21 protein-coding genes and 2 pseudogenes are annotated in these 25,281 nt (G+C 70.1%); 8 read left to right on the top strand and 15 right to left on the bottom strand.

Features of this window, described 5'->3' with window-relative positions; genetic code table 11:
• Positions 1–30 precede the first annotated feature (30 nt).
• Complete coding sequence (locus ACSC1Q_RS26520; protein WP_436761390.1) at positions 31–879, bottom strand: LLM class flavin-dependent oxidoreductase; 849 nt, start codon at positions 877–879, stop codon at positions 31–33.
• A gap of 179 nt (positions 880–1,058) precedes the next feature.
• On the opposite strand from ACSC1Q_RS26520, the gene ACSC1Q_RS26515 reads away from it, so the two are divergent.
• Positions 1,059–1,268, top strand: a complete 210-nt coding sequence (locus ACSC1Q_RS26515) for a hypothetical protein (RefSeq protein WP_436761389.1) — start codon at positions 1,059–1,061, stop codon at positions 1,266–1,268.
• The gene (locus ACSC1Q_RS26510) at positions 1,265–1,630 is read left to right on the top strand and encodes a hypothetical protein (RefSeq protein WP_436761388.1); all 366 of its coding nucleotides are present in this window, start codon (positions 1,265–1,267) and stop codon (positions 1,628–1,630) included. The genes ACSC1Q_RS26515 and ACSC1Q_RS26510 overlap by 4 nt, the downstream gene beginning before the upstream one ends.
• A 45-nt stretch (positions 1,631–1,675) precedes the next feature.
• Here the strand turns inward: ACSC1Q_RS26510 and ACSC1Q_RS26505 are convergent, their stop codons facing one another.
• Positions 1,676–2,128: a DUF6326 family protein gene (locus ACSC1Q_RS26505; RefSeq protein ID WP_436761387.1), complete on the bottom strand. Its 453-nt coding sequence runs from the start codon at positions 2,126–2,128 to the stop codon at positions 1,676–1,678.
• 88 nt (positions 2,129–2,216) lie between these two features.
• On the opposite strand from ACSC1Q_RS26505, the pseudogene ACSC1Q_RS26500 reads away from it, so the two are divergent.
• A pseudogene (locus ACSC1Q_RS26500) lies at positions 2,217–3,205 on the top strand (IS5 family transposase).
• A 22-nt stretch (positions 3,206–3,227) separates the two neighbouring features.
• Here ACSC1Q_RS26500 and ACSC1Q_RS26495 read toward each other — a convergent pair.
• Both ACSC1Q_RS26495 and ACSC1Q_RS26490 read right to left on the bottom strand, forming a co-directional pair.
• Positions 3,228–3,845, bottom strand: coding sequence for a dihydrofolate reductase family protein (locus ACSC1Q_RS26495; protein WP_436761386.1), 618 nt, complete (start codon positions 3,843–3,845; stop codon positions 3,228–3,230).
• Between the two features lie 75 nt (positions 3,846–3,920).
• Positions 3,921–4,763, bottom strand: coding sequence for a helix-turn-helix domain-containing protein (locus tag ACSC1Q_RS26490; RefSeq protein WP_436761385.1), 843 nt, complete (start codon positions 4,761–4,763; stop codon positions 3,921–3,923).
• Positions 4,764–5,298: 535 nt separating this feature from the next.
• On the opposite strand from ACSC1Q_RS26490, the pseudogene ACSC1Q_RS26485 reads away from it, so the two are divergent.
• Positions 5,299–5,625 (top strand): annotated as a pseudogene (locus ACSC1Q_RS26485) (hypothetical protein); the annotation flags it as partial.
• A 151-nt stretch (positions 5,626–5,776) separates the two neighbouring features.
• Here ACSC1Q_RS26485 and ACSC1Q_RS26480 read toward each other — a convergent pair.
• Together ACSC1Q_RS26480 and ACSC1Q_RS26475 are read right to left on the bottom strand one after the other, a co-directional pair.
• Entirely contained in the window at positions 5,777–6,229 is a 453-nt protein-coding gene (locus ACSC1Q_RS26480; protein WP_436761384.1) for a GtrA family protein, read from the bottom strand.
• A gap of 450 nt (positions 6,230–6,679) precedes the next feature.
• The gene (locus ACSC1Q_RS26475) at positions 6,680–7,192 is read right to left on the bottom strand and encodes a hypothetical protein (protein ID WP_436761383.1); all 513 of its coding nucleotides are present in this window, start codon (positions 7,190–7,192) and stop codon (positions 6,680–6,682) included.
• Positions 7,193–7,574: 382 nt separating this feature from the next.
• Between ACSC1Q_RS26475 and ACSC1Q_RS26470 the strand changes: the two genes are divergently transcribed.
• Entirely contained in the window at positions 7,575–8,912 is a 1,338-nt protein-coding gene (locus ACSC1Q_RS26470) for a hypothetical protein (protein WP_436761382.1), read from the top strand.
• A gap of 268 nt (positions 8,913–9,180) precedes the next feature.
• Here ACSC1Q_RS26470 and ACSC1Q_RS26465 read toward each other — a convergent pair whose 3' ends face one another.
• Entirely contained in the window at positions 9,181–10,473 is a 1,293-nt protein-coding gene (locus ACSC1Q_RS26465; protein ID WP_436761381.1) for a GAF domain-containing protein, read from the bottom strand.
• A 507-nt stretch (positions 10,474–10,980) separates the two neighbouring features.
• Positions 10,981–12,117, bottom strand: coding sequence for an alpha/beta hydrolase family protein (locus ACSC1Q_RS26460; protein WP_436761380.1), 1,137 nt, complete (start codon positions 12,115–12,117; stop codon positions 10,981–10,983).
• 110 nt (positions 12,118–12,227) lie between these two features.
• Here ACSC1Q_RS26460 and ACSC1Q_RS26455 point away from each other — a divergent pair, with 110 nt between their 5' ends.
• Together ACSC1Q_RS26455 and ACSC1Q_RS26450 are read left to right on the top strand one after the other, a co-directional pair.
• Positions 12,228–13,370, top strand: coding sequence for a sensor histidine kinase (locus ACSC1Q_RS26455; RefSeq protein WP_436761379.1), 1,143 nt, complete (start codon positions 12,228–12,230; stop codon positions 13,368–13,370).
• Positions 13,367–14,014 (top strand): response regulator, encoded by a 648-nt coding sequence (locus ACSC1Q_RS26450; protein WP_436761378.1) that lies wholly within the window; start codon positions 13,367–13,369, stop codon positions 14,012–14,014. Before ACSC1Q_RS26455 ends, ACSC1Q_RS26450 begins: the two co-directional genes overlap by 4 nt.
• Positions 14,015–14,247: 233 nt before the next feature.
• Here the strand turns inward: ACSC1Q_RS26450 and ACSC1Q_RS26445 are convergent, their stop codons facing one another.
• Complete coding sequence (locus tag ACSC1Q_RS26445; protein WP_436761377.1) at positions 14,248–15,384, bottom strand: PQQ-dependent sugar dehydrogenase; 1,137 nt, start codon at positions 15,382–15,384, stop codon at positions 14,248–14,250.
• 468 nt (positions 15,385–15,852) lie between these two features.
• On the opposite strand from ACSC1Q_RS26445, the gene ACSC1Q_RS26440 reads away from it, so the two are divergent.
• On the top strand, positions 15,853–16,908 hold the full coding sequence (locus ACSC1Q_RS26440; RefSeq protein WP_436761376.1) for a hypothetical protein: 1,056 nt from the start codon (positions 15,853–15,855) through the stop codon (positions 16,906–16,908).
• 109 nt (positions 16,909–17,017) lie between these two features.
• Here ACSC1Q_RS26440 and ACSC1Q_RS26435 read toward each other — a convergent pair whose 3' ends face one another.
• The 6 genes from ACSC1Q_RS26435 to ACSC1Q_RS26410 all read right to left on the bottom strand — a co-directional run bounded on the left by ACSC1Q_RS26435 (position 17,018) and on the right by ACSC1Q_RS26410 (position 25,201).
• Entirely contained in the window at positions 17,018–19,336 is a 2,319-nt protein-coding gene (locus tag ACSC1Q_RS26435) for a beta-L-arabinofuranosidase domain-containing protein (protein ID WP_436761375.1), read from the bottom strand.
• A gap of 135 nt (positions 19,337–19,471) precedes the next feature.
• Positions 19,472–21,100 (bottom strand): glycoside hydrolase family 27 protein, encoded by a 1,629-nt coding sequence (locus tag ACSC1Q_RS26430; RefSeq protein ID WP_436761374.1) that lies wholly within the window; start codon positions 21,098–21,100, stop codon positions 19,472–19,474.
• 147 nt (positions 21,101–21,247) lie between these two features.
• Positions 21,248–22,747 (bottom strand): non-reducing end alpha-L-arabinofuranosidase family hydrolase, encoded by a 1,500-nt coding sequence (locus ACSC1Q_RS26425; RefSeq protein WP_436761373.1) that lies wholly within the window; start codon positions 22,745–22,747, stop codon positions 21,248–21,250.
• A 424-nt stretch (positions 22,748–23,171) separates the two neighbouring features.
• Positions 23,172–24,080, bottom strand: coding sequence for a glycosyl hydrolase family 95 catalytic domain-containing protein (locus ACSC1Q_RS26420; protein WP_436761372.1), 909 nt, complete (start codon positions 24,078–24,080; stop codon positions 23,172–23,174).
• A gap of 54 nt (positions 24,081–24,134) precedes the next feature.
• Entirely contained in the window at positions 24,135–24,524 is a 390-nt protein-coding gene (locus ACSC1Q_RS26415) for a glycoside hydrolase N-terminal domain-containing protein (protein WP_436761371.1), read from the bottom strand.
• Between the two features lie 14 nt (positions 24,525–24,538).
• Positions 24,539–25,201: a carbohydrate-binding protein gene (locus ACSC1Q_RS26410; RefSeq protein ID WP_436761370.1), complete on the bottom strand. Its 663-nt coding sequence runs from the start codon at positions 25,199–25,201 to the stop codon at positions 24,539–24,541.
• Positions 25,202–25,281 lie beyond the last annotated feature (80 nt).

Here is a 25,281-nt window from a genome sequence, read left to right as displayed (position 1 = left end):
GCCGTCAGGGTCAGGCCACCACGTCCAGGGTCAGGCCACCACGTCGGCGAGGCGGTCGACCTGGTCTGCGTCGCGGGCCCAGCAGTAGAGCACCACCTCGTCGGCGCCGAGGTCCCCGAACGCGCGGATCGCGTCACGGATCCGCTCCGGCGTGGTGAGCATGTTCTCGACGACCCGGGTGGTGTCGCCCAGGAAGCCGTAGTAGGAGGTGATCGCCTCCGTGGCGTCCCTCACCGTGTCCTCGGGGCCGAGGGCGACGTTGACCTGCGCGACCATGCGAGGCCGTCCGGACCGTCCGGCCTGGGTCCAGGAACTCTCGACGTCGCGCATGAGCCGGTCGGCCATACCGGCGGGCGCGGCGCACAGGTACCCGTCCCCCCATCGGGCGACGCGCTCCACCGCGGCGGGGGCGAAGGCGCCGATCAGGATCTCCGGGCCGCCCTCGCGGACGGGGGTCGGGCCGATCGGCCCGACCTCCTCGCTGTAGGGCTCACCGGACCAGACGCGCCGCAGCGTCGCCAGCTGCCTGTCGAGCCGGTGCCCGCGACCCCGGACGTCGGCTCCCACCGCGAGGTAGTCGTCCTGGCGTGTCCCGATCCCGATGCCGAGGGTGAAACGGCCGCCGGACATGCGGTCCAGGGTCGCGGCCTGCTTGGCGAGCAGCGCCGACTCGCGAAGGGGACCGAGCAACACCTCTGTCTGTACGCGGATCCGCGAGGTGGCCCCCGCGATGGCCGCCAGCGTGATCAGGGGCTCGGGGTTCGCGTAGACGAGCCGATCGAGCAGGCCGAGGGTGGTGAAGGGACCGGCGTCGGCGCGCCGGGCCCAGGAGAGCAGCGACAACGGATCGCTGATGGGCAGGCCGAGACCTACGTTCATGGAATCCAACCTCCAGAAGGGCACGCGGAAGGAATTGCCGCCCCTCCAGCACCGGGCACGGTCACCGTGCGCGGCGCGCTCCCGTACCGCGACGTCTTTCCGGGGAGCGCGATCTTGGAGTGCCACCATTCTACCCACCACCCCCTCCCCCACCGCGCGGCCCCGCCCACCCGCGCGCTGTGCCGGAGGAGACCGCCGCCCTCGCCGAGTTCGAGAAGTTCTTGATCACCATCGGCAAGACCGTCCCGGTGGAGCTGGACATCCATCTGATCTGCGGAAACTACGGCACGCACAAGACACGGCGGCGGCTCTCATCGATTCACAACCGGCCTCCAAGGGCGGCCGGAGATCCTTTCGGGTGTCTGACGACGAAAGGAGTGACCGCATGAACAAGAAACACAAGGCCGTACTGGTCATGGCCGCGTTCTTCGCGATGGGCACCGCGAGCCTGGTCAGCGCCGGTCCCGCCGCGGCCATGCCGCCAAACTGCCCCCTCTTCGACTGCGAAGAGAGCGGCGGAGACGGCGGCACCACAGGCGGTGGTAGCGGCGGGGGTGGTGCGCCGCAGCCACAGCCGCCGACGCCCCCCGGTGGCGGGAGCCCCGACGGTGGGACAGGCGGCGGGACAGGCGGCAACCCGGGCGGCTGGGGAGATCCCGGGACGGGCGGCGGCGGCTGGGGATACCCCAGGACGCCACCCCTGGATGCCTGCGCCGTGCCGCCCAGAGACCCAGCGTGTCCTCGCTACTGAACCCGCGACGCCGAAGCTCGCCGGGCGAGGTGAGTCCGGGGAGCGTCATCCGGGGAGCGTGTCGAACGAGCTGACCCGGCAGGGCCGCATCAAATCGGTGAAGCCCCATCCCGCGGGACGGCTCACGGCGGGTGAGGTGTCCATGCGCCAGGCCTGCCGCAGGATGACGGCCAGGCACACCACCTCCACGGTGGCCAGGACCAGGTAGTGGGGTTTCACCGATCCGCCGCCGATGACGAACGCCGCGGTCAGCGGGGCCGCCACCAAGGTGACCCGCCGGATCACCGCCGGTCTCAGCACACGCGACAGCACCACCATCACGATCGGGATCTCGACCATGACCGCGGATCCCACCAGGAGCGGCGGGGTGACGGGAACACCCTCGGCATGCCCCGCCATGAGCCCCCGCAGAAATCCGGCGTCCAGGAAACCGAGGACATCCGCGTAGAGCATGGTGAACATGACGACGATCCACAGGCTGGAGAGTCTTGCTCGCACGTCACTCATTTCGGCCTAGAGCCTGTACGGGGTTGAGATCAGTGGGATTCGCCTGCGCGGTGGTCTGTGGTCCTGGTGGGCCATCGCTATGGCGCGTGGAGAGCTCACCGATCATGAATGGTCCTTGATCGATCCTCATCTGCCCTTGGGTGAGCGCGGTCCCATTCCGGACCTGCGGCAGCGGTTCAATGCGGTGATGTGGCGATTTCGTACCGGCAGCCCGTGGCGGGATCTGCCCCACGAATATGGGCCGTGGTCCACGGTCTATGACCGCTTCCGATCCTGGGCGGCTATGGGCGTCTTCGAGGAGTTGACGCAGGCGATGATCGCTGAGGCCGCTGCCCGCGGGCAGGTTGACCTTGACCTGGTCAGCGTGGATTCCACCATGGTCCGTGCCCATCACCACGCTGCTGGGATGATCATGGACCCCGAACTGCTGGAGGCGCTGGAGAAGGCCGCCGAACAGGAAAAGGGGCTACACCAAAGGAGCAAAACACCCAAGACGGCGAACCCGGCGACGACCAGAAACGCGACAACGAACGTCGGCGACTACGACGGCGGCGCCGTCTCCGGCTGACGGCAGCCGGGCTGGGCCGCTCTCGAGGTGGGCTGACCAGCAAGGTCCACCCGTCGGCCGATCGGCGGTGTCGCCCGCCGTCCTTCGCTTTGACCCCGGGACAAGCCGGAGACAGCCCGCAGTTTCATACCGTCCTGGCGCGTATCAAGGTCCGGCTACCGGTCGGCCGCCCGCGCACCCGCCCGGCCGCGGTGGCCGCCGACAAGGCCTATTCCTCTCGCGGCAACCGCCTCTATCTGCGTCGGCGCCACATCAGGGCCGTCATCCCGGAAAAGAGCGACCAGGCGGCCAACCGCCAAAACCGCGGTTCCCATGGTGGCCGCCCGGTCAGCCATGATCCAGAGCTGTACAAGCAGCGCAATACGGCCGAACGCTGCATCAATCGCATCAAGGAGTGGCGCGGGCCGGCCTTCCGCTTCGACAAGACCCCCGAAAGCTACCTCGCGGGCCTTCATCTCCACGGAGCCATCTTGTGGCTTCGAAGCCTTCAACCCATCTGAAGATCCGAAGTCCGTACAGGCCCTAGCGGCGCACCTTGAACCTCAGGTGCAGCACCCGGTTGCCCTGGACGACCACGTGGGGATCCTCCAGCAGCTGCTGCCCGTCGAAGCTACCGAAAAAGCGCTTGCCCGACCCGAACACCACCGGCACCACGTCCATCGCCACCTCGTCCACGAGGCCGGCGGCGAGGATCTGGCCGCCTACTTCGCCGGCGCTCACGGCGACGACCCGGTCGCCGGCGAGCTCCTGGGCCTTCTCGATCGCGGCCTTCACTCCATCGACGAAGTGGTACGGAGCCCCGGGGTGCCAGCCCTCGGGCTTGGGCCGGTGGGATACCACGACCACGTGGTCGCCCGCGGGCTGCCGGCCCTCCCAGCCGTTCACCAGGTCGAACTGGTGGCGGCCCATCACGATCACGCCGATCGAGTCCCACACCGGCTGGACGTACGCCGCCGAGACACGCGAGAGCCTGAAGCCGCCTTCACCCTGGGAGTGGTCGTAGTCCCCGTCCCCTGCACCGGTTTTCGTGAGCTGGGTGTCCCCACTGAAGTACCAGTCGTGGAGCGGCCCGACTCCGTCGTTCTTGTCGGCAATGAAGCCGTCCACCGACACCACGTTGTGCATGATCACTACGCCCATGGGGGTTTCCTTAAGTCTTCTGGAGTGGTCACCTCCGATTGTGCTGGCCTCGGGAAGGGCTGCGCTTGTAGAAAATCAAGAAGCAGGCATCGGACCGTCGTCCGGCGGGAACTCCCGCTTGGCCGGCATCCGGCGTCTCAGCGCCAGGTACTCCGTCGGGGTGTGGCCGGTGAAGTCCTTGAACTCCTTGCTGAAGTGGGCCTGGTCGAAGTAGCCCGCCATGAGAGCGAGCTCCGACCAGTCGACCGGGCGCAGGGCGTCCACGGACCTGATCAGCTGCGTGAAGCGGTACATCCGAGCCACCTTCTTCGGAGTGACCCCGACGTGCGCCTTGAACTGCGTGGCCAGGGTGGTGGTGCTGACTCCGGCGGCGTCGCTCAGCGCACCGACAGGGGTCGCACCATGGGAGGTCTCCAGCCACCCGCCGACGTGCTGGACCAGGTCGAGCCCGCGCGACGGCGCCTCGACCAGGCGCGAGCGCAGCTCCTCCTCCAGGATCCGCAGCGTCTCGGCGGCGGACGTGGCCTCGCCGACCCTGTTGCGGATCCGGTCCACGGACCCTTGCCACACGGCGTCGACGGGCACCCACCGGTCCCGCAGATCGGTCGCCGGCATGTCGACAAACGCCGCCATCCCCCAAGGCTTGAAGTGCACCCCGACGAGCCTTACCAGCGTGGGGTACTCATAAAGGAAACGCCTGGTCCACAGACCCACGAACCACCCGTCCGACACCACTTCCGAAGGCACCGAAGGGTCGGAATCCCACAGGCGGGCAGGTTCGCCCAGGTTGATGACCAGGTGCGTCGACGGCATCGGCGGGACAACCATCCGACGGTGACCAGGCACCCCGGTCAGGCAGTAGATGTCGTCTATGAACCGGTCGAGCGGCGGGGCGGGCACCCGGCCGACATACTCCATGGATCCAGTATCGCCGACGAGGGTTCGGCCCGCCTCAGGCGATTCGCACCCGCCGCAGGCATCAACGACAGGAGGCGCGGGTGAAATTCGTACCTGGGTGGGGGTCCCGGCTGCCGTTGGATTTTCGCTGTTCGCTACGGGGACCCCCAGTTTCGGGGTGAGGAATAACCCCACGGTTTCCTGAGCCCTCCATCGTCGCCATAGCTCCAGGACCTGGGCGTTCCCCGTACAGAAGGCGTTGGTCCAGCAGTTGAGGGAATCTCGGGATCGGTGAAGCTTTTTCCTATTCGTTGAGGTTTTCGTAGTGGTGGTGAAGACGAGGAGGCGCATGGCTGGCCTGCCCATGGACGCCTTGGTCCGGTGTCGAGCGTTGCCCTGACAAAGAACGCCTGCTCACGCGGGGGTCGGCTCCGTACACCAGCTCAGGCGTCCCAGCCGCTCGCCGGGCCGGGCCGACCGCCGTCGCCTTGTCATGAGCACCGCCTGGTGCCGGCCGACCATGAACGGCCTTGAGTTCCGGTGAACCCAAGGGCGTATGATCTCCCAGGCCACCCCAGCGGTCCAGCGTCAACGCTTGGGTTCAGGCGAACTCTGGGCTTTCATGGGGCTTGAGCAGCAACCGAACGGCCGGCGACGTCAAGGAGCCCAGTGGGCCCGTCTGGTCGCCGTCGACGGCCTGCGCCACATCCGTCCCGACGTATACGGCGGCCCCTGGGAACGCGAGGTCGCCGAAACCGTCCACACCCTCAAGGCGCTCGCTGTGCGGCTGGAGATCCCCATCGTCGTCTCCGCCGATCTCGACCGCCCGTCCGAGGTGGATTGCGGCCGAGTGCCGGACCCGCAAACCGATCTGTGTGACGCTGTCGCCCGCACCGCCGACCTCGTCGTCCTGGTGCACCGCGAGGACGCCGCCGAGCGCGACTCCCCGCGCGCGGGGGGCCGACCTGATCGTGGCCAAGCACCGCAATGGCCCCACGGCCACGATCACTGTGGCCTTCCAGGGGCCGCTGCCATCAAGCCGCCTCGTCCGTGGAATCGGGACTGGGAGCCAGCCGTACGCCGCCGGACTGGGCCTTCTCGTCGGGGAAGACCCACTTCCGGAACGCCCAGAAGCGGAAGACCATGGCGATCAGCGTGCCGATGATCTGCGCGCTCACGAAGTCGGCGATCTCCTGGGTCACCAGGCCCACGTCCGGGGTCTCCAAGCGAAACACATACCGGGAGATCCACAGCGGCACGGAGCTGAGCACCAGACCGACGGCACTGACCAGGAAGAACAGCGCCGCCTCATGACGGCGCTCGCGGCCGCCCCTGGTCCGGAACGACCATTCACGGTTCAGCACATAAGACACGATCGTCGCCACGAGCACCGCGATGACCTTCGCGGTCACCGGCTTCGGTTCCAGGACGGTGAGCTTCAGCCCGTAGAACACCGCGTTGTCCACCAAGAACGCTGTTCCACCCACCACCGCGAACTTCAGCAGCTCATGGTGCTTCAGCGCAAGTGCGTGCAGTGGTCTCGGTAATCTTGCGAGTACTGCGTTTGATATTTGGAGCACCCCCGATCTTCTCACCGGTCGAACACCCTGGTAACAAGATTTACGGACACGGCTTTTCCGGCTTCACCACCATCAACCGCGCTCAATTCTTGGCGCCTACCCCCGAAAACAGGGCAGCCTTGTACCGGGTGCCGGTTCCGAACGCGGGTCATGCCGAGTGCGGCATCGAGTGTGGCGGGCCCAACCGGGTCGCGGGCCGGGAATCACGGTTCCGATGCTCCCCGACCTCGGATCCCCCCCAAGGCCAACCGGCGACCGGCGACCACGAAGCCGAAGGGAGCCGACGGCCCCTTCCCGCCCAGGGCTCCAAACCGCTGAAGGGTGGCGGGATGGTCACGACGTTGGTGGAGACAGGGGTCAGTGACCGGGAGCCGTCAGGCAACCACCGTCGTTGATGTAGCCCCCTGCCTCCACTTTCGACTCACGCTCGTCGTAGAAGCCTGTCAAGCATCCTCCCGGCAATTCGATCGCGAACACCACGGCGGAGCGAGCGCCTCCCGCCCTGATGACGACGTTCGTTCCCGGTGGGGCGACCGCCCGGACCGCTTTGGCGACGTGGGCCTCGCCATGCAGTGCCCGCTCGCGCAGGTCAGCGAATTCGCCCCGCAGGGCCTCGGCCACCGGCTTGGCCTCCGCGGCCGCCTCCGGAGAAAGCGTGGCGCGCTGACGGTATGTCTCGTTGTCCGCGTGCTTCCGCTCCCAGGAGGGCATCGTCACGCAAGGGCTGGACATCGGCGGCTCAGCGGCTTCCGGGCAGGGATGTAAGGCCGATGGCGACGCCGACGGCACGGCTTCCCGGGTCCGCACCACACCGCAGCCATTCACGATGGCCAACAGCAGCACGGTGACAAGGGCGATCAAGATCTTCATGCCTCAACACTCGGACACGGCGGACCGGGACACAAGTCACGTCGGCGGCAGCGAGGCGATCTGGTCGTGTTCGCCGGTTCACGAGGGTGAGATGGCCATTCTCAAGCCACCGGTCTCAAACCACCGGTCTCAAACCAGGAGCCCCAGGGTTTCGGGCGCCTTCCCAAGCCGTCGGTTGCCGTTCAGGGGCGGTTTCGGAGACTGAGGAACAATCGGTTATCTTCGACCCGTTCCGGAACACTCGCCATATCAGCCCGCTGACACCATCGGCCATTCGGTTCGCCGACGTCGGCAGGGCCGCCCCCGTCGTTTCCGCCGGTTGCCTGTACGGCGCCGTTCCCACATGATCCAGATGGGGAGTGAGGCGCACCGGAGGGCGACGATGAAGGCATTGCTGGTCTTCCTGGGCGTCGCCGCGGTGGGTGCGCTGGTCGCGGTCATCATGCTGTCGCGGAGCCCGGCGGACGGCGGGCTGGGCGGGGAGCGCGTGGCCTTGGATTCCACCGTCAGGGCCTCTGTCTCCCCCGTCGCGGGAAAGAGCGTGCTGCTGGACGTCGAGGGCGCCGTCATCGAGGAGTTCTCCGGCGACTGCGCGGGCAGCGGGTACCCCTACCTGTGCCGGCAGGTCAGGGAGCGGCTTCTCGCCGAGGACCCGGGGCTGCTCACCGGTGGCGGCCTGACGATCCGCACGACGATCGACCAGCGGCTTCAGCGGGCGGCGCAGCGGGCCGTCGACGCCCACCTCCACCGTGACGACGAGCAGGTCGCCACCCAGGTCATGATCGTCCCGGGTGAGGGTGCCATCAGGGCCATGGCCACCAGCCGTGGGAGCGGAGAGGAGGCGGCCTTCCAGCAGGGCACGACGGCGATGCCCTACACCCTGGCCGCCGCGCTCGCCGCCGGTCTGCGCCACGACGACGGCTTCCGGATCTCGGACGAGTACCGCGCCCCGAACTACATGGCGTTCAAGAACTGCGCGGGCCAGGCCGTCGCCGACCCGGCCCACGCCATCGTGAACCTGGAGAAGCGCGGGGACCGGTTCGTCACCCTGCGCTCGGGCACCCGGGAGGCGGTGAACACCTTCTACCTGCGCTTGACGGAGAAGGTCGGCCTGTGCGAGACCGTCAGGATGGCCGAGCGGCTCGGGCTCAGGCGTGCCGACAAGATGCCGCTTCAGGAGTTCGAGACGTTCACGATGGGGGTCAACGAGGCCGACCCCGTTTCGGTGGCCAACTCCTACGCCAGCCTCGCCGCCCGTGGCCGCTTCTGCGAACCGACGGTGCTCACGGAGATCCGCGACGGCTCGGGGGTCCCGCGCTCCTTCCCTCCGCGCTGCGGCCAGGTCCTGGATCCGGCGGTCGCCGACGCGGTCACCGCGGTGCTGTCGGAGGTGCTGGAGAAAAGCGCGCTCGGTGGCGTCGGCCGCGAGGCGGCGGGCATGCCCGGCACGACCGACAACTTCACCGCCGCCTGGTACGCCGGATACACCCCCGGCCTGGCCTCTGCCGTCAGCCTCGGCGACCCACGCGGCGCGTTCCAGCACCCGCTGGCCGACGTGACCATCGGCGGCCGCCACTACCCGCGGGTGGACGGCGCGTCGGTTCCCGGCCTGGTCTGGAAGGAGGCGATGACCGAGGCGGTGCGAGGAACACAGGAGACGGTCTTCACCCGGCCGGACGCCGGGCGCTTCGGCGCCTGCCGCGACGCCTGCCCGAACTGACCGCCGCCCGCTCGCCCGTCCACCGCCGCCGTCCCACCGGCCGTGGACGGTACCGGTGAGGCCTCGCCTCGGCGTCGAGCACCGGGGGGACGTGGTCGCCCGGTGGCACGCCGACGACGTTCGGCGGTTCCTCGGCAACGCCCCCGAGGGCGGGGCTCGCCGGCAGCGGTCCGGTGCTCCTGGGTATGGCTCGATGTCTCGCCGCAGCGCCGCGGGAGGACCTTGCCGCCTCCCACCCGCCGTACCGCCCGTCCCGGGCCGGCCCAGGTCAGCGGTTGAGGTAGGCGGCCAGTCCGCCGGACTCCTCGTTGGCGATGAACACCTGCTTCACGTTGAAGAGGGCTTCGTCGGCGTGGGCGACGCAGCCCCACGCCGAGTCGCCCCATGAGTCGGCGACCTTGATCCCGGCCGGTGCGGCGCATCCGGCGGCGCCGCCGAGCTGGCACTTCTCGGGGTGGGGGGCGCCGGCCTGGAGGGCCGCGGCGGCACGGATGCGTGCGGCGAGTTCGGCGGCGGCGGTGGCGCGTTGTTCGGCTTCGGCGCGCAACCGCTGCTCGGCGCGGACCGCTTTGGCCAGTTCCTCCAATGCCGAGCGGGCGCTCGCCTCGGCGGCGAGTTTGGCCTGTTCGATGTGGTGGCGCTCGATCGCCAGAGCGGCGGTGTCGGTGAACAGGCGGGCCAGGGCGAGGTCGGCGTCCTGGGGTGCGCGGGGGACGGGGTGGTACATGGCGAAGGTGCCCAGCAGGCTGCCGTCGCGGGCCAGGATCGGCGTGGACCAGCAGGCGGCCAGGCCCGCGGGCTCGGCCAGGTGACGGAAGTCGGCCCAGAACGGGTCGGTGGCGATGTCGGAAACGATGACCTGTTCGCGCCGGTGGGCGGCGGTACCGCACGAGCCGACGCCCTCACCGGTGGCGATGCCGTCGATGGCCTGGTTGTAGAAGTCGGGCAGGCTGGGGGCGGCGCCGTGGCGCAGGTGCCGGCCGTCGGGATCGGCCAGCAGCACCGAGACCAGCACCCGGTGCGGCGCCAGGTCCTCGATGCAGCGGGCCATTCCCTCCAGGACCTCGGCCAGGGGCACCTGGCGGGCGATCTGCTCCACCAGGGCCCGGTGTTCGGCCATCAGCCGCTGGGCGTGTTTCACCTGGGTGGTCTCCACACCGATCACTCGGACCCCGGTCGAGGTGCCCTCCGCGTCGCGCCGCGGCTCGTACGTGAAGTCGAAGAACACCTCCCGCGCCTCCGGGCCGGTGCCCAGCACGATCCTGACGTCCCGGCCGGTGCTCGACTCACCGGTGCGGTAGACCCGGTCCAGCGCCTCAAGGAAGCCCTGACCTGCAAGCTCGGGCACCAGGTCGACGACCGGGACCCCGGTGCGCGCCCGTTCCCTGCCGAAGGCGGCGAAGAACACCGGGTTCGCCGTCTCCACCACATGCGCCGGTCCCGCCAGGGAGGCGAACATCGCGATGGACTGCCCGAACAACGCCCGCAGGTCCTCCTCGCCGGCCTGCCCGGTACCCGCCGGCCCCGCCGCGTCCGGTCCCTGTTCCGATACCGACGTCATAATCTGGTTGGCCTTTCGAGCTGGACGAAACCGGAGATCGACAGCACCGGCCAGTGCAGGCTACCGCCCTGCCCCCGAGGCATCCCCCCGGACGCGGCTCGGCGACTCAGGGCTCGGCGACTCAGGGCTCGGCAAACGGGATGACTCAAGAACGTCGCCCGCCCAACCGCACCGCGCCGCAGTCGGGGACGGGCTCCTCCACGAGAGGTCTCCACCCATGGGCCCCGCGACGTTCTACGCGCTCGCCGACGGATCCCCTGCGTCCGGCGTCGGCAGGGGGCCATCGCCAGCGTGCGGGTGCTCCGGCCGCCGAAGAGATCGTCGAGTCCCTCACCGAACCGTCCAAAACCGCCGAACCGTCCAAGTCCGCTGGGCCGCCCAAAACCGCCGAACCGTCCAAGTCCGCTGGGCCGCCCAAAACCGCCGAACCGTCCAAGTCCGCTGGGCCGCCCAAGACCACTGGCTCGCCAAGACCCTCAACGCGTTACGGTCCGCGCGGTGACGGGTCTACCAGAATTTCACCTCGGGATAGTCCGCTGACGGCCTGTCCAGAAGGGGCCGGCGCTCGCCCTTGAGGTGCAGGTCGAGGAAGGCGGTGACGTACGCACGGGTGATCTTGATGGAGCGCTCACCGTCGGTCGGGGCCTCGGACAGCCCGAGCTGCGGCTGGAGCACCGCATGGTCGACGAAGCTCATGTGCTCGGCACCGGTCACGGTCAGCCAGCGCTTCCAGTCGCCGGTCACGTGCGGCCAGAACGCGTTCCACGAGCCGTCCTGACCACCGGGTCCCGGCTGGTGCCGGGGATTGCCGATCATCATGAAGGGCTTGTCCAGTGGCTTGGCCGGCGTGTCGGGATTGTAGGTGCCGTCGAGGTTGACCACGGCCTTGATCCGCTTGGAGGTGGGGAGCAGGTGCGCGGCGCTCTGGCCGCCGACCGAGTGTCCCACCATCGCGATCCTCCTCTCGTCGATCAGCCGGTTCCAGCGCTTGCTCCTGTCCAGCCGGTCCAGGACGAACTCGGTGTCGGCGGCCCTCACCCGGGCCACCTTGGCCCCCGTCTCAGGAGTCTGGCCGGCCTTTCCGGCCTCGAAGGTGACGGTCCGGCCGTCGGGGAACGTGGTCGCCAACGACTCGTAGGTGTGCTCGATCCCCGCCACCAGGTAGCCGCGGCTGGCGAACTCCTCGGCCAGCGAGGTCATCGTCGCGCGGGGCAGCGTCATGCCGGGTGAGAGGACCACCAGGGGCCATCCGCCTTTCCGCCTCAGCGCGGGAGCGTCGGCGCGGGCGTGTGTCGTGGTCCTGGCGAGCGTGTCCGCCGGAACGTCCTTGAGCTGCGGCACGCTTCTGATCATCGATTCCGATTCACGCGGCGTGAGGTACGGCGCGGGCCTGCCCGCGGCCCTGCGCGCCGGGTACCAGATCGAGACCATCAGCTCGCGTACGTTCCGGCCGGCGACCCAGGGGTCGGGGCGGCTGGAGTCGATCAGGTGCAGGTCCGTCCTGCCGACCGGGTGCTCGCCGGCCGGCGCCGGCAGGGCGGTCACGGGTACGGGCACGGGCACGGCGGCGTCGGCCGGGGTCACGCCCAGGGGGGTCAGTGATGCGGAGAGCGCGAGAACGGTCGCGGCCACGGTCTTCTTCATGCGCTCAACCGTGCCGCGCGGCCCCGCCGGACCGTCCCCGGCGAAAGTCACACGGCATCCGCAACTTTCGTAGGGGATGTCCATCTCGTTAGTCCTTGTAGCCTCTGGCCATGATTGACCGGGCATCGAGGGTCGCCGGCCGGATCACGCCCTGGGCGCTCGGCACGACGGTGTTCCTGCTGTCCATGGCGTCGACGGCCGGTTCGATGGGCGTGAGATCGGCGCTGCCCCTGCCGGTGCTCGCGGCCGTGGCGGCCTGCTGCGGGGTGGCCGCGGTCTTCGCCGGACACCGGCTGTGGCCGCTCGTCGCGGTGGGCGCCGTGGCCTACGCCTGGCTGGTGATGTGGCCCGCCGCCCTCGTGGCCTCGTACTACGCGGGCACGCGGTTGCGCCGCCGTCGCGATCTGTGGCTCTACGTCGGCGGTGCGGTCACGCTCTACGCGCTCGGCGGGCTCATCTCGCACCGGAGCGAGGGGTACCGCGCGCTGGTCGCGGGCACGCTCGTCAACGCGCTGCTCATGGGCGGCGCGATGCTCGGGCTGCCCCTGGTCGCCGGGCTGTGGGTACGCGCCAGGCGGCAGGTCCTCGACGCGATGCGCGAGCAGGCCGGGCAGCTGCTGCGCGAGCAGGTGCTCCGTGCCGGACAGGCACGCGACCAGGAGCGGGCGCGCATCGCGCGGGAGATGCACGACGTGGTCGCCCACCGGGTGTCGTTGATGGTCCTGCACGCCGGCGCGCTGGAGGTCAACGCCCCCGACACTCCTACGGCGGAGGCCGCCGCGCTGATCGGCCGCGTGGGCAGGGAGGCCCTGACGAACCTCAGGGAGGTGCTCGGTGTGCTGCGCTCGCCCGATCCGGTACGCGGCCCGCAGCCCACACTGGCCGACCTCGACCGGCTGCTCGACCAGTCCCGGGCCCTGGGCATCGTGGTCAACCGCCACGACGAGGGTGAGGCCCGCCCGCTTCCGCCCACCGCCGAGCGCACCGCCTACCGGGTGGTCCAGGAGGCGCTGACCAACGTGCACAGGCACGCGGGCGACGCCGAGACCGACGTGTACGTCCGGTACCGGCCCACCGAGCTGGAGGTCCTCGTCCGCAACCGGCCCCCCACGGCGGCGAACGGCGACCTGCCCGGCTCCGGTTGGGGCCTGGTCGGGCTGCGCGAACGCGTCGAGCTGGTCGGCGGCAGGCTGGAGGCCGGACCTCGGGACGGAGGCGGCTTCCAGGTGCTGGCCGGGATTCCCGTCGCATGATCCGCGTACTGATCGTCGATGACGAGGCGCTGGTCAGGTCGGGGTTGCGGATGATCCTGGAAGCGGCGGGCGGCCTGGTGGTCGTCGGGGAGGCGCGCGACGGCGACGAGGCCGTGGCCGCCGTGGTCCGGCTCAGGCCGCAGGTCGTCCTGATGGACGTGCGCATGCCGGGTACCGACGGCCTGACCGCCGCCGCTCGCATCCTGGCCTCCCCCGGCGCGCCAAAGCTGATCATGCTCACCACGTTCGACCTGGACGGGTACGTCCACGAGGCGCTCCGGCTGGGCGCTGTCGGCTTCCTGCTGAAGGACACCCCGCCACGGGATCTGGCCGCCGCCGTCCGCACGGTCTCGGCGGGCCAGGCCATGCTGTCTCCCACCGTCACCAAGCGGCTGATCAGCTCGTTCGTCGACAGGGGCCCCTCTCGGGCCGAGTCCGCGCGCAAGCGGCTCGCGGCGCTGACCGCCAGGGAGGAGGACGTGATCAGGGCTGTGGCACGCGGCCTGTCGAACGCCGAGGTCGGGCGGGAGCTCGGGCTGACGGAGGCGACGGTGAAGGCGCACGTCAGCCGGGTGCTGACCAAGCTGGGCCTGGCCAACCGGGTGCAGGCGGCCGTTCTCGTCCACGACGCCGACCTCGGGTGACCGGCGGGACACACCTGCGGTGCGGGCGGCTCCCGCCGGGTCGGCGGGAAGATCTTTTGGATATGATCTTGTGGTGGCGGGATCGGTGTCGGCGCGGCTCCGGGACCGCCGCCGCGGCCGGTGATCCGGCGACGATCCGCCCTCGTGACGGCGGAGCGGTCCGCTCGGCGCAGGGGCCTGTCGCTGGATCGCCGAGCATCGCGGCGCGCCGGGCCGGGGCCCGGCGGGAGGGCTCAGCGGGCCGGGAACCGCAGGACGCGGTCGTCACCGTCTCGCACGTCACCACGGCCGTCCGTGTTGGAGGTGGTGACCCACAACGCTCCGTCCGGCGCGACCTGTACGGTCCGCAGCCTGCCGTACCGCCCTTCGAAACGGGCCGACGGCTCCCCCGCGGTGTCACCGGTCAGCGGGACGGTCCACAACCGCTCGCCGCGCAACGCCGCCACGTACGCCGTGCCGCCCGCGATGGCCATGCCCGACGGCGACGCCTCCTCGGTGGACCAGGTGACGACCGGGTTGGTGTACCGCCCGCCCTCGGTGTCGCCCTTCCCCTCGACGGCCGGCCAGCCGTAGTTTCGTCCCGGCTCGATGCGGTTGACCTCGTCGAGCTCGTTCTGCCCGAACTCGGTGGCGAACAGCCGGCCCGCCGAGTCCCAGGCCAGCCCCTGCACGTTGCGGTGTCCGAGGCTGTACACGGCCGAACCCTCCGTCGGGTTGCCCGGGGCCGGGGCTCCGGCGGCGTTCAGGCGCAGGATCTTGCCGTTGGGACTCGCCGGGTCCTGGGACCGCGACGTCTCGCCGGCGTCCCCGGTGCCGACGTAGAGCAGGCCGTCCGGGCCGAAGGCGATGCGCCCGCCGTTGTGGAACCCGGCCTTGGCGATGCCGTCGAAGACGATCCGTGGTTCTCCGCCGTCGAGCCGGAAACTGACGACGCGGTTGTCCTGTTCGGCGGTGAGATAGGCGTACACCAGGCCGTCGTCGGCGAAATCCGGCGAGACGGCGAGGCCCAGCAGCCCTCCCTCACCACTCGCGACCACTCCCGGCACCTCGTACACGGCCCGGGGCACTCCCCCGCCGGGCGTCAGCCTCAGCACCCGGCCGGTGTCCCGCTCGGCGATCAGGGCGTCGCCGCCCGGCAGGAACGCCAGCCCCCACGGAACGTCGATCCCTCGCACGATCTCCTCACCGGCCCCGAGATCCGGCGTTCCCGACGGCACGCTGGCCGCGCCGCTCATGACGGCGGCGGGGCCGGAAGGGGCTCCGCCATCGCCGTCGCCATCGGTGCCGGTGGCGCAGCCGCCGACGGCTCCGATCACGAGCAGCGTCGCGATCGTCCAACGCCGCCGCCTGCCCGTCGTACCGACTGCCATGGTGCCTCCGAAACGAGTGTGGCGTCACCGGCGGTCGCCCTGCCGGCGACGCTCGGGCCTGTCCCGCGCCCCGGGCCCTCCGGTGCCGTCGGGTCCCCGCCGAGGGTTCTCCGTCCCCGGTGAGGCGTCGCCGTCCAGTTTCCCAGAAGGTCCGGCACCTCCCGCGACGGCGATCCGGACCCCGCCGTACGGGCGAACGTCGGCCGTGAGATCCGCGAAGAGCGGGCCTCACCTGCGGCCGACGGCGTCCGGGCCCGGCGCGGGCTCGAAGGGTCAGGTTCGGTACGCGGCGACGGACCGGGGCTTTCCGCACCCATCCGCACTCATCCGCACTCATCCGGCAGGGCCACGGCCGGTTCCGGACGCCGTACCGCCGGATCCGGACGCGTTCGGTAATCGCTCGTACACTTTCTGGCGCGGCCGGTGAGGCCGAACGGTCCGGTCAGGAGAGGCGGGGTCGGGGAAACGATGAGCGAGGTCCCTCAAGGCGGCCGGGGCCCTCGGCCCGCGGGAGAGGCGACCGGGGGTGAGCTGGAGTCGGTCACCTGTCACGAGGACCTGGTGAGGTTGCTGGCCGAGCAGTTCGCGCGGGCCGACGTGTCACTCCGGGAGCTTCAGAGCCGGGCGGACAGAGCGGGCGGGGCGCGGCTGCCCCGCACCACCTGCGCCGACATGCTGGCCGGTCGGCGCTTTCCCAAGAAGGCGGTGATGGTGGCGTTCCTGCGGGGATGCCGCGTCCCCGACCATCGGCTCCCGGCGTGGGAACGAGCCTGGGAGCGGGTGCGTGTCAACCGGATGCCCGCCGGGTCCGGGGGGGATCGCGGGGCCGGGTCCTCCCACGGCACGCCGTCCGCCGCCGGGGTCAGGAGCGACCCCGGCGACACGGGGACGGCCCGTGCGGCCGGTCGGCGTTGGCGCCGGGCCGCCCTGCTCGCGGCGGTGGCTCTGCCGGTGGCCGCGGTGACCCTGGGCGTCGTCGTCGCCCTGAGGGCGACGCCGCGACACGGCGCCCCCGAAGGAGTGCCCGGCCACGTCGTGGGTCCCGCCCACATCGTCAGCGACGACGGCCGCGCGTTCCCTCGCGGAGGGTCGAGCCGGTTCACCGTGACCGTCGACCCGGCCAATACCGGCGTACGGCTGACCCGCAGGCTGGATGTGGGCGTCGGCCTGCAACGCGCCACCATCACCGTCAACGGGACCCCGGCCGCGGAGTGGCGGCCGCTGCTTGAGGACGGCGTCTACAAGTGGAGGAACCAGATCGTCGCCATCCCGCCGGGCCTCACGGCGGGGCGGCGCTCGCTCGCCGTCGTCAACACGTGCGTGTCCCCCTCGGGCTTCAACGAGTTCTACTACACCGTGGAGCACAGGGTCGGCGGTGTCTGGTCGATCGCCGACAGGGTCGACATCGGCCGCGGCCACACCACGAGCGAGGCCGCGCACGACTACCGCGTCGTCGGGGAGGACTGGGCCGGCCCCCAGACCTTCTCCTATCCGCCGCGCAAGGAGGACTGGGACGTCCGCTGAGCTCTCCCCCGACAGGCGCGGCCGGTGCCCCTGGAGAGGGACGACCACCGGTGCCGGTCACGTCGCGCTGACGAGGTCCTCGCCGCTCGTGCCCCGGGCGGTGAATCGCTCACAGGAATCGCCACAGGCGGTCGCCGGCGCCGGTGTCGTCGGCCAGCACGACCTGCGCGCCCTGGCTCGTGGAGCCGTTCAGGACGGCCAGGACCTTGCCGCTGTTGACGTTGCGGAGCCCGTGGGTCCCGTCTCCGGCGTCCACGACCGTCCATCGATGGTCGGCGGTGCCCGTGTCGCCCCACTGCAGCACGCGGGCGTTGTCCGTGGTGGCCATGTTCTCCACGCCCAGGACCTTGCCGCTGTTGACGTTGCGCAGCCTGACGGCGTCACCGTCCACGACCAGGACCCAGTCGTGGTCGGCGGTGCCGTTGTCCGCCCACTGCACGGCCAGGCCGCCGTCGGCCGTGGACATGTCCTGGACACCGAGGACGAGCCCGGTGGCCGCGTTCTGCAGCCGGAAGCTCGCCGTCCCCGTGCCGCCCTGGCCGCCGGCGTTCCAGTAAACGGTGTAGTTGTGGCCGTGGGCGTCGTGGAACGGGACGAGGTTGACGGTCCCGGAGCCGGTTGTCGCCGTGAACCTGAGCGCCGAGGCGCTCGTCCGGGTGACCGACGCGGGGTTCAGCGACGGCAGCGCCGACAGCGCGGTGTCGCCGTAGTCGCCCGACAGCACCAGCGGCCCGTAGGTGACCGCCTGGACGTTCGGGTCGTCGTTGGCGGCCTTCGTGACCACGCGCATCGGCAGGCGCACGGTCACGGTGTCGCCCGAGGTCCACGACCGGGTGATCGTCGCGTACGAGCCGGGCGTGGTGGCGATGTCCTGCCGGGTGCCGTTGACGCCGATCGTGGCGCCGCTCGTCCAGGCGGGGACGCGGACGCGCATCGACCACGAGCCGCTCACGTTGCCGGTGACCTGGATCGAGACGGTGTCGCTCGCCGGGAAGGAGGTCGTCTGGGTGACCGTGATGCCGCGCCCGCTCCAGTCCAGCACCGACGGGGTGAACAGGTTCACCGTCAGCGTCGTGCCGTTGTGGAAGTAGACGGAGTCCATCAGCTTGGTGTTCGTCTCGATCCCGGTGCCCTGGCAGCACCAGAAGGAGCCGTAGTCGGTGCTCCAGGTGCCGCCGCCCCAGGCCGGGCCGACGCCCCGGCGACCGCCCGGGTTGAGCGGGGTGAAGTAGGTGACGTGCCCATGGGGGTCGGCGGGGTTCTGCTGGCCGATGAGGTGGTTGAGCAGCGCTCCCTCGTAGAAGTCGAAGTAGTCCGCCCGGTTCGGGTCCAGCAGCCACAGCTCCCGCGTCAGTTTCAGCATGTTGTAGGTGTTGCAGGCCTCGGCGGTGTCGCGCGTCAGGTACGCGGCGATGGCGTTGGGCGCCCGGAAGTGCTCCGCCTGGCTGTTGCCCCCGATCGCGTAGGTGTGCGCGCCGGTGGTGATCCGCCAGGCGTTGGAGGCGATGTCACGGTAGCGGGTCGTGCCGGTGGCCTTGTACTCCCGGGCGGCACCGATCCACTTGGGCACCTGGGTGTTGGCGTGCAGGCCGTTGAGCCGGTCCTGGTTCGCCGCGAGGGGGTCGAACACGGCGGCGTGGTCGAACCGCTGGGCGGCGGTCAGCCAGCGCGCGTCGCCGGTCTGCTGGTACAGGTCGGTCAGGACGGCGTTCATCCCGCCGAACTCGGTGCCCAGCATGGCCTGCGTCTGGCCAGAGGTCAGCCGGCCCGTCCGCCGGTCGACCCAGCCGGCGAGCGCCAGCAGCACGTCGCGAGCCCGGGTGCTGCCCGTGTAGCGCCACACGTCGAGCAGCCCGGCCAGGGTCTTGTGTACGCAGTAGTACGGCACGTTGCCGTTGCTCAGCGTACGGGCCTCCAGCGCGGTGAAGTCGGACTCGGGAAAGCCGGAGAGGTAGCCGGTGCCGAAGCCGGCGGCGCCGTTGTTGGCCTGGCATCCGGCCAGCCCGGCGACCATGGCGTCGGCCTTGTCGCGGCAGGTGGTGTCACCTGTCACCGCGTACGCCTGGGCCCAGGCGGTCAGGAAGTGTCCCTGCGTGTGGCTGCGGAAGGGGAAGCCGGGGGCGTCCCAGCCGCCGTTGGCCGCCGCGCCCTGGGTGGACAGCCGGTGGTTGGCGCGGAAGACGTACAGCAGCCGGTCGACGTCGACGAACCGCAGATAGGAAAGGGTACGGTTCTGGTTGTCCAGCCAGCGGCCGGAGGTCAGGCGCACCTGCCCGAACTCGAAGAGGTAGGCGGACACGCCGATGTCGGCGCGGACGGGGGCGACGTCGGCGAAGGCGGGTGCGCTGCCGGTGAACCGGCCGGCGGCGGTGGCGGCGGCGGTGATGCCCGCCGCCTGAAGCAGCCGGCGTCGGCTGAGGGGTGACATGCGAACTCCAAGGGGGGCGATGGAGGCCACGCGAACCGCCGTCCCCCGCCGTGTCCCGGGGGCGGGCATCGGCGACGGCGAGCGGGTTCCGGCGGTTCACGCGATGTGGGGAGGTCGGGCCTTGGGCGTGTTGGATCAGGTGCGGTTCCACCGCTGGTTGGTGCCGCCGTTGCAGGTCCAGATCTGGAGCTTGACGCCGTTGGCGGTGGAGTTGCCGGGCACGTCGAGGCACTTGTTCGCGCCGAGGGCGGTGATGGTGCCGTTGGAGTTGAAGCGCCACTTCTGGTTGTTCTGCCCGTTGCAGTCCCAGATGAGGACGCCGGTTCCGTCGGCGGTGCCGTTGTTGTCGACGTCCAGGCACTTGTCGCCGTAGACCCGCAGCTCACCGGCCGCCGTGGAGGTCCACCGCTGGTTGCTCTGGCCGTTGCAGTCCCAGACGTTCACCAGGGTGCCGTTGGCCCGGGAGGCGCCGGTCACGTCGAGGCACCGGCCGGACCCCACACCCCGGATCGGGGTCGTGGACGGTGTGGGGCCGGGCGTGCCGCCGCTGACCCGGAACACGACGGTGCCGTGCGCCGGCACGCTCGCCGAGATGTTCCCGGTGGTCGAGGTGACGGCGTTGCTCCAGGCGTCGCGCAGGCCGAAGGAGTCGCCGGACAGGCCGATGGCGGACGCGGTGGTGCCGATCGTGGTCGTGCCGCCGCCCTGGTTGAACAGGGCGACCGCGACGTCGCCGTTGCTCAGGCGTTTGGCCAGGACGCGGCGCGTGCCGTCGTTGCCGATCTGGGTGGCCTGGAGGCCGAGCGTGTCCTGGTTGATGGCGATCAAATTCTGGTTCTTCAGGATCGTGCTGGTCGCGCTGTCCATGTTCCGGACGTCGTTCCCGGCGATCAGGGGCGAGGCCATCACGGCCCACAGCGCGAAGTGACTGCGCATCTCGGTGTCGTTCATCCCGCCTCGGCCGACCTCCATCATGTCGGGGTCGTTGAACTGGCCGGGCCTGGCGTACGAGGCCAGCGGGACGTTGACATCGACGATGTTCTGGATGCCCATCGGGTAGCCGTTGGTCTGGCCGGTGTTCCAGGCGTTGGTGATGTCCTCGGTGGTGCGCCAGATGTTGGCGACGTCGCCCCAGTCGCGTCGCGGGCCGGTCTTCTCGTGGATGCTGTTGGGGTTGATGCTGTAGAGGATCGGCCGCCCGGTCGCCGCCAGGGCGTCGCGCATCTTGGCGAAGGTCCGCACCTGGTCGTCGATGGTTCCGGTGGGTGAGCACCAGTCGTACTTGAGATAGTCGACGCCCCAGGCCGCGAACTGCCGGGCGTCCTGGACCTCGTGGTCGAGGCTGCCGGTCGCGCCCGGGTAGGAGTTGAAGTACTGGGCGCAGGTCTTGTCGAGGGGGCCCTGGTAGAGGCCGAACTTCAGGCCCCTGGCGTGCAGGTGGTCGCCCAGGGCCTTCATGCCGCCGGGGAACCGCGAGGGGCTGGCCTGGAGGTTGCCGGCGGAGTCGCGGTTGGGATCGAACCAGCAGTCGTCGACGACGACGTACTGGTAGCCCAGGTCGCGCATGCCGTTGCCGGCCATCGCGTCGGCCGTCTGCCGGATCAGCGTCTCGTTGATGTCGCAGCCGAAGGTGTTCCAGGTGTTCCACCCCATCGGCGGGGTGCGGCCCACGCCGTTCTCCAGCGCCTGCGCCCGGGTGGCGGGGGTGAGCGCCACGGCCAGCACCGCCAGGCTCAGCAGTACGCGTGCTCGTTGTTTCCTCATCGATGTCGCTCCTGGTGATGGTCAGGCGCGGGCGACCGCGAGGGCCGCGCCGTCGCCGGTGGCCCCGGACGTGGCGGGTCGAAGTTCTCGCCACGTCCGGGGCCGGTTCGGGGGGGATCGGCGGGGTGAGCCGGCCGGGGCCCGCTGTCAGCGCTGCAGGGTGAGCAGGCCGGGGCGGTAGGGCAGGAGGCCGTAGTCGACGCCGTTGGAGTTGGGGTTGCGTCCCTGGTAGAGCAGCTGGAGGTTGCAGGGGTCGACGGTCATGGTCTGGTCGGCGTTGGTGCGCAGCAGTTCGCCGTGGCTGATGTCGTTGGTCCAGGTGGCACCGCTGTTGGCCTTGCCCGCGAAGGGGTTGCTCTCGGTGGCGGCCTGGGGGGTCCAGGAGCCGTTCAGGCTGGTGGCCGTGAAGGAGCGGAAGTAGCGGCCCTGGGAGCCGATCGCCTCGACGATCATGAGGTAGCGGCTCTGGCCCTGGAGTTTGTAGACCTGGACGGCTTCGAACAGGTTGTTCGTCGTGTCGCTCATGACCACCGTCGAGGTGGAACCGAAGCTGCCGGGGAAGTTGCCGATGGGCATGCTCGCGCGGTAGATCTTGCCGTTGTCGCCGGCGAAGAACAGGTACATGTTGGAGCTGTCGCCGATGACTGCCTGGTCGATGGGTCCGGTTCCGGAGCCGGAGATGCTGCCGGAGAAGAGGGTCTGGGGGGATGACCAGCCGTTGGGGTTGGTGGGGTCGCTGGAGGTGCGGTAGGAGAAGGCGGGTCCGCCCCACTGGTAGGCGAGCACCCAGATGTTCCTCGGGGCGAAGTGGAACAGCGAGGGTGCCACCGTGCCGGAGGACATCGCGTTCTGGCCGGACGAGGCCATCTCCGACCAGTTGGTGAACAGGCTGAAGTTCATCGAGCCCCAGCTGGTGCCGTAGTCGTGGGTGGTGGCGTAGACGAGTTGGCGGCCGTTGTAGGGGGCGACGGTGAAGTCCTTGAGCGAGACCCACCCCGACCTCGGATTCGCCAGCACGCCGGTCGAGCTCCAGCGGTAGGACGAGGGAAGGTTGCAGGTGCCGGTCGGGGGCGGGGTCGGTGTGGAGGTCGGGTTCGTTCCGCCGCCGACCTGGACGAACTGCCACTGCTGGTTGGCGCCGCCCCAGTCGTCGTACTGGACGATGTTGGCGCCGTCGGCGGTGGAGGCGCCCTGCACCTCCAGGGCCTTGTCGCTGTTGCGGTTGATCAGCCGTACGTAGCCGCCGTCGGAGTCGGCCAGGCGCCACTGCTGGTTGACGCCGTTGAGGTCGCTCCACTGCACGACGGCGCCGCCGTTGGCGGTGGAGAAGTTACTGACGTCCAGCACCTTGCCGGAAAGACGGGACTTGACGCGGTAGTAGCCACCGCCCGAGTCGACGAACTGCCACTGCTGCTGGTTACCGTTGTTACGGGCCCACTGGGTGATCCGGGCACCGTCGTTGGTGGCCAGGTTGTAGACGTCCAGGGCCTTGCCACTGGTCCGGTTCACCAGGACATACCAGGCGCTGGTGTCGACGGCCGCCGCGTTCGCGGAGGAGGTGGCGGCGGTGAGCAGGGCACCGGTGAGCACGAACGACGTGATGGCCGCGATCAGTACGCGCAGGCGATTTCGCCTGATCGGAAGCATGGTTCTCCCTCCAAGAAATTGTTAGCGCTAACATTGCGATCACGAAGTCATCCGGAAGGTGGTACCCCTGCCGGTCCGCCGGGCGCACGGGGTTGTTATCGCTAACATTCGAGGTTCCAGATCTCCATGGCCCGCTCCTGAGGGGTGATGTCGGGGAGTACATCCGACTGGCCGATCGGCGTCAACGAGCTGCGGCTCTCGCCGACTCCGGCATGGCCGTCGGCATGCTTCCCCGCCTGGACATTCGTCCGGAGAGAGATCACCCGGCGGCGCCTGCGCAAGTGAAAGTTTCACAGAAGTTACGACTTGGCAACCGTAGATTCCGGACCGCATCTTGCTGATTCTCACAACCTCGCTGGTGGGCATAGCAGCCACCTTTCGACTAACTTTCGGACACGTCGGATCGCGATCGGTCCACCGGCCGTCACACCCCCGTGACGGTCCACTGGTTGTTGGTGTTGTTGTTCGGTGTCCACATGGCCACGGTGGAGCCGGCGGTGCCGTTGCCCATGCCGTCCAGGGCCGTGCCGGTGCCGCGCTTGGTGATCTGGTTGCCGGGGTGCAGGCCGTACAGGTGGGAGACGTGCCGGTGGGCGGGCTCGGTCTCGATCCAGTCGTACAGCCATTCCTGGATGTTGCCGCGCGAGCCGGTCTTCATCGGGGGGAGCCGGTCCCGGGTGGCCAGGACCCGGGTTCGGAAGTCGGAGTCGACGCCGAGCGCCTGGGCGGCCTTGGCGCAGCCGTCGAACAGGTCGCGCAGGATCTGGTTGTCCATCGTGGGGCCGGCGCAGACGCTGACGCCGCTGTGGTGGGCCAGTTCCGGGGAGTTCGACGGGTTCGTGACCAGGTACCCGAGGCTCGGTTCCCGCACGAGGGTGTCGAGGAAGAACTGCGCGGCGCCCTTCATCGCCGGGTAGTACCGCTGGAGGAACGCGAGGTCGCCGGTGAAGGTGTGGTGCTCCCAGATCAGGGTGGCCAGCCACGCGCCGCCGGTCTGCCACATGCCCCAGAACGCGCCGTCGACGACGGAGGTGGCCCGCCACGCGCCGGTGTTGTGGTGGGCCACCCAGCCGCCCGCGTTGTACTGAACCTGGGCCGTGCGGGCGCCGGTGACCGCCAGATCGTCGATCATCGCGAACACCGGCTCGAAGCACTCGGACAGGTTCGTCGTGTCGGCCGGCCAGTAGTTCATCGGCAGGTTGGCGTTGACGGTGTACTTCGAGTCCCAGGCCGGCGCCGGCGAGTCGTTCCAGATGCCCTGCAGGCTGGCCGGCTGGGTGCCGGGCCGGGAAGAGGAGATCAGCAGGTACCGGCCGAGCTGGAACAGCAGCACCGAGAACCCCCGGAGGTGTCGCCGAACGCGAGCCGCAGGTTGCCGACGGTCTGGTTAGGCCAGCTGGCCCGCAGGGCTGCCGAGCATGTTCTGGTCGATCAGGGTCTGGGCCTGGCTCCACTGGTTCTGGAAGACCAGCTGCCGGATCTGCCCCAGCGCCGCCGCGCCCCTGGTGTCGCTCTGGTCGTACGGCCCACCGGCCCAGACGGTGTCCTCGTTGAGCTGCAACCGCTCGGTGTCGACGTTGCCGAACACCATGGCGCCCAGGCGGCCGTTGCCGATCGGGAGCGCGCGCAGCCAGTCCGTGCCGGCGCTCTCGTCGTACCACGGCGCCAGATCACCGGCGGCGCTCACCGCCGGAGGGGGCGCCGAGGCGGCCCGCGCGGCCGCCGTCCACCGCAGCGGCAACAGCAGAGCGCCGGCTCCGGCCGTTCCGATCTGCATCAGTCGCCTTCGAGTCAGGTGGTGCTCGTCGGACATGCTCGTTCCCATCGGTAGGGGGATCTGGAGGACGCCCCACCGGAGCCGGTCGCCGGGAGGGCGGACCGGCTCCGGGGGCGTGTCACGTCGCGGTCATCCCCGGGTCCATCTCTGGTTGGTCCCGAGCCGGTCGAGGTCCACCGCTGGTTGGGACCACCGTTGCAGTCCCAGATGTTCACCGCCGCGCCGTTGGCCTGCGAGGCGCCGGAGACGTCCAGGCACCGGTTCGACCCCACTCCCCGCAACGCGCTCGTGTCACCGGAGGGCGTCGGGGTCGGGGTGGGCGACGTGCCGGTGCCGAAGGTGAAGGCGTCCAGGTCGAACAGGTAGCCCTGGCCGGTCGCGCCGCGGAAGACGAGGTACAGCGTCGTGGCGCCGGACGGCGCGCCGCTCAGGTTCGCCGAGACGTCGGCGAAGGTCTCCCAGCTGCCGGTGCTCGTGACGGTCGCCGTTCCCAGCAGCGTGCCCGTGGCCGAGCCCGCCCGGACCTCGATCCGGCCGCCCGCGCCCGCCGAGGACACCCGCGCGGTGAACCTGACGGCGTCGCTCAGGTTGTACGGCTGGAAGGAGATCCAGTCGCCGTCGTCGACGAAGCCCACGGTCCTGCCGCCCTCGGCACTGGCGTGGTCGGCCGTCTGCACGCCCTGCTTCTCATGCCCAGGCGCACCGAGCAGCTCACGTTCGACTGACCGGGCGGGCGATCCCGGTCCGGCGCGCCTCG

It is taken from the genome of Streptosporangium heterodermiicola (assembly GCF_051390675.1).
Taxonomy (GTDB): Bacteria; Actinomycetota; Actinomycetes; order Streptosporangiales; family Streptosporangiaceae; genus Streptosporangium.
Note: the sequence above shows the minus strand (reverse complement) of the source record. Positions and strands in the feature narration are given on the sequence as shown.

Excerpts from the sequence above, each read along its gene's own strand:
- ACSC1Q_RS26520 (WP_436761390.1), bottom strand. The coding sequence starts at position 879 with ATGAACGTAGGTCTCGGCCTGCCCATCAGCGATCCGTTGTCGCTGCTC.
- ACSC1Q_RS26510 (WP_436761388.1), top strand. The coding sequence starts at position 1,265 with ATGAACAAGAAACACAAGGCCGTACTGGTCATGGCCGCGTTCTTCGCG.
- ACSC1Q_RS26495 (WP_436761386.1), bottom strand. The coding sequence starts at position 3,845 with ATGGGCGTAGTGATCATGCACAACGTGGTGTCGGTGGACGGCTTCATT.
- ACSC1Q_RS26490 (WP_436761385.1), bottom strand. The coding sequence starts at position 4,763 with ATGGAGTATGTCGGCCGGGTGCCCGCCCCGCCGCTCGACCGGTTCATA.
- ACSC1Q_RS26475 (WP_436761383.1), bottom strand. The coding sequence starts at position 7,192 with ATGAAGATCTTGATCGCCCTTGTCACCGTGCTGCTGTTGGCCATCGTG.
- ACSC1Q_RS26470 (WP_436761382.1), top strand. The coding sequence starts at position 7,575 with ATGAAGGCATTGCTGGTCTTCCTGGGCGTCGCCGCGGTGGGTGCGCTG.
- ACSC1Q_RS26465 (WP_436761381.1), bottom strand. The coding sequence starts at position 10,473 with ATGACGTCGGTATCGGAACAGGGACCGGACGCGGCGGGGCCGGCGGGT.
- ACSC1Q_RS26460 (WP_436761380.1), bottom strand. The coding sequence starts at position 12,117 with ATGAAGAAGACCGTGGCCGCGACCGTTCTCGCGCTCTCCGCATCACTG.
- ACSC1Q_RS26455 (WP_436761379.1), top strand. The coding sequence starts at position 12,228 with ATGATTGACCGGGCATCGAGGGTCGCCGGCCGGATCACGCCCTGGGCG.
- ACSC1Q_RS26450 (WP_436761378.1), top strand. The coding sequence starts at position 13,367 with ATGATCCGCGTACTGATCGTCGATGACGAGGCGCTGGTCAGGTCGGGG.
- ACSC1Q_RS26445 (WP_436761377.1), bottom strand. The coding sequence starts at position 15,384 with ATGGCAGTCGGTACGACGGGCAGGCGGCGGCGTTGGACGATCGCGACG.
- ACSC1Q_RS26440 (WP_436761376.1), top strand. The coding sequence starts at position 15,853 with ATGAGCGAGGTCCCTCAAGGCGGCCGGGGCCCTCGGCCCGCGGGAGAG.
- ACSC1Q_RS26435 (WP_436761375.1), bottom strand. The coding sequence starts at position 19,336 with ATGTCACCCCTCAGCCGACGCCGGCTGCTTCAGGCGGCGGGCATCACC.
- ACSC1Q_RS26430 (WP_436761374.1), bottom strand. The coding sequence starts at position 21,100 with ATGAGGAAACAACGAGCACGCGTACTGCTGAGCCTGGCGGTGCTGGCC.
- ACSC1Q_RS26425 (WP_436761373.1), bottom strand. The coding sequence starts at position 22,747 with ATGCTTCCGATCAGGCGAAATCGCCTGCGCGTACTGATCGCGGCCATC.
- ACSC1Q_RS26415 (WP_436761371.1), bottom strand. The coding sequence starts at position 24,524 with ATGCAGATCGGAACGGCCGGAGCCGGCGCTCTGCTGTTGCCGCTGCGG.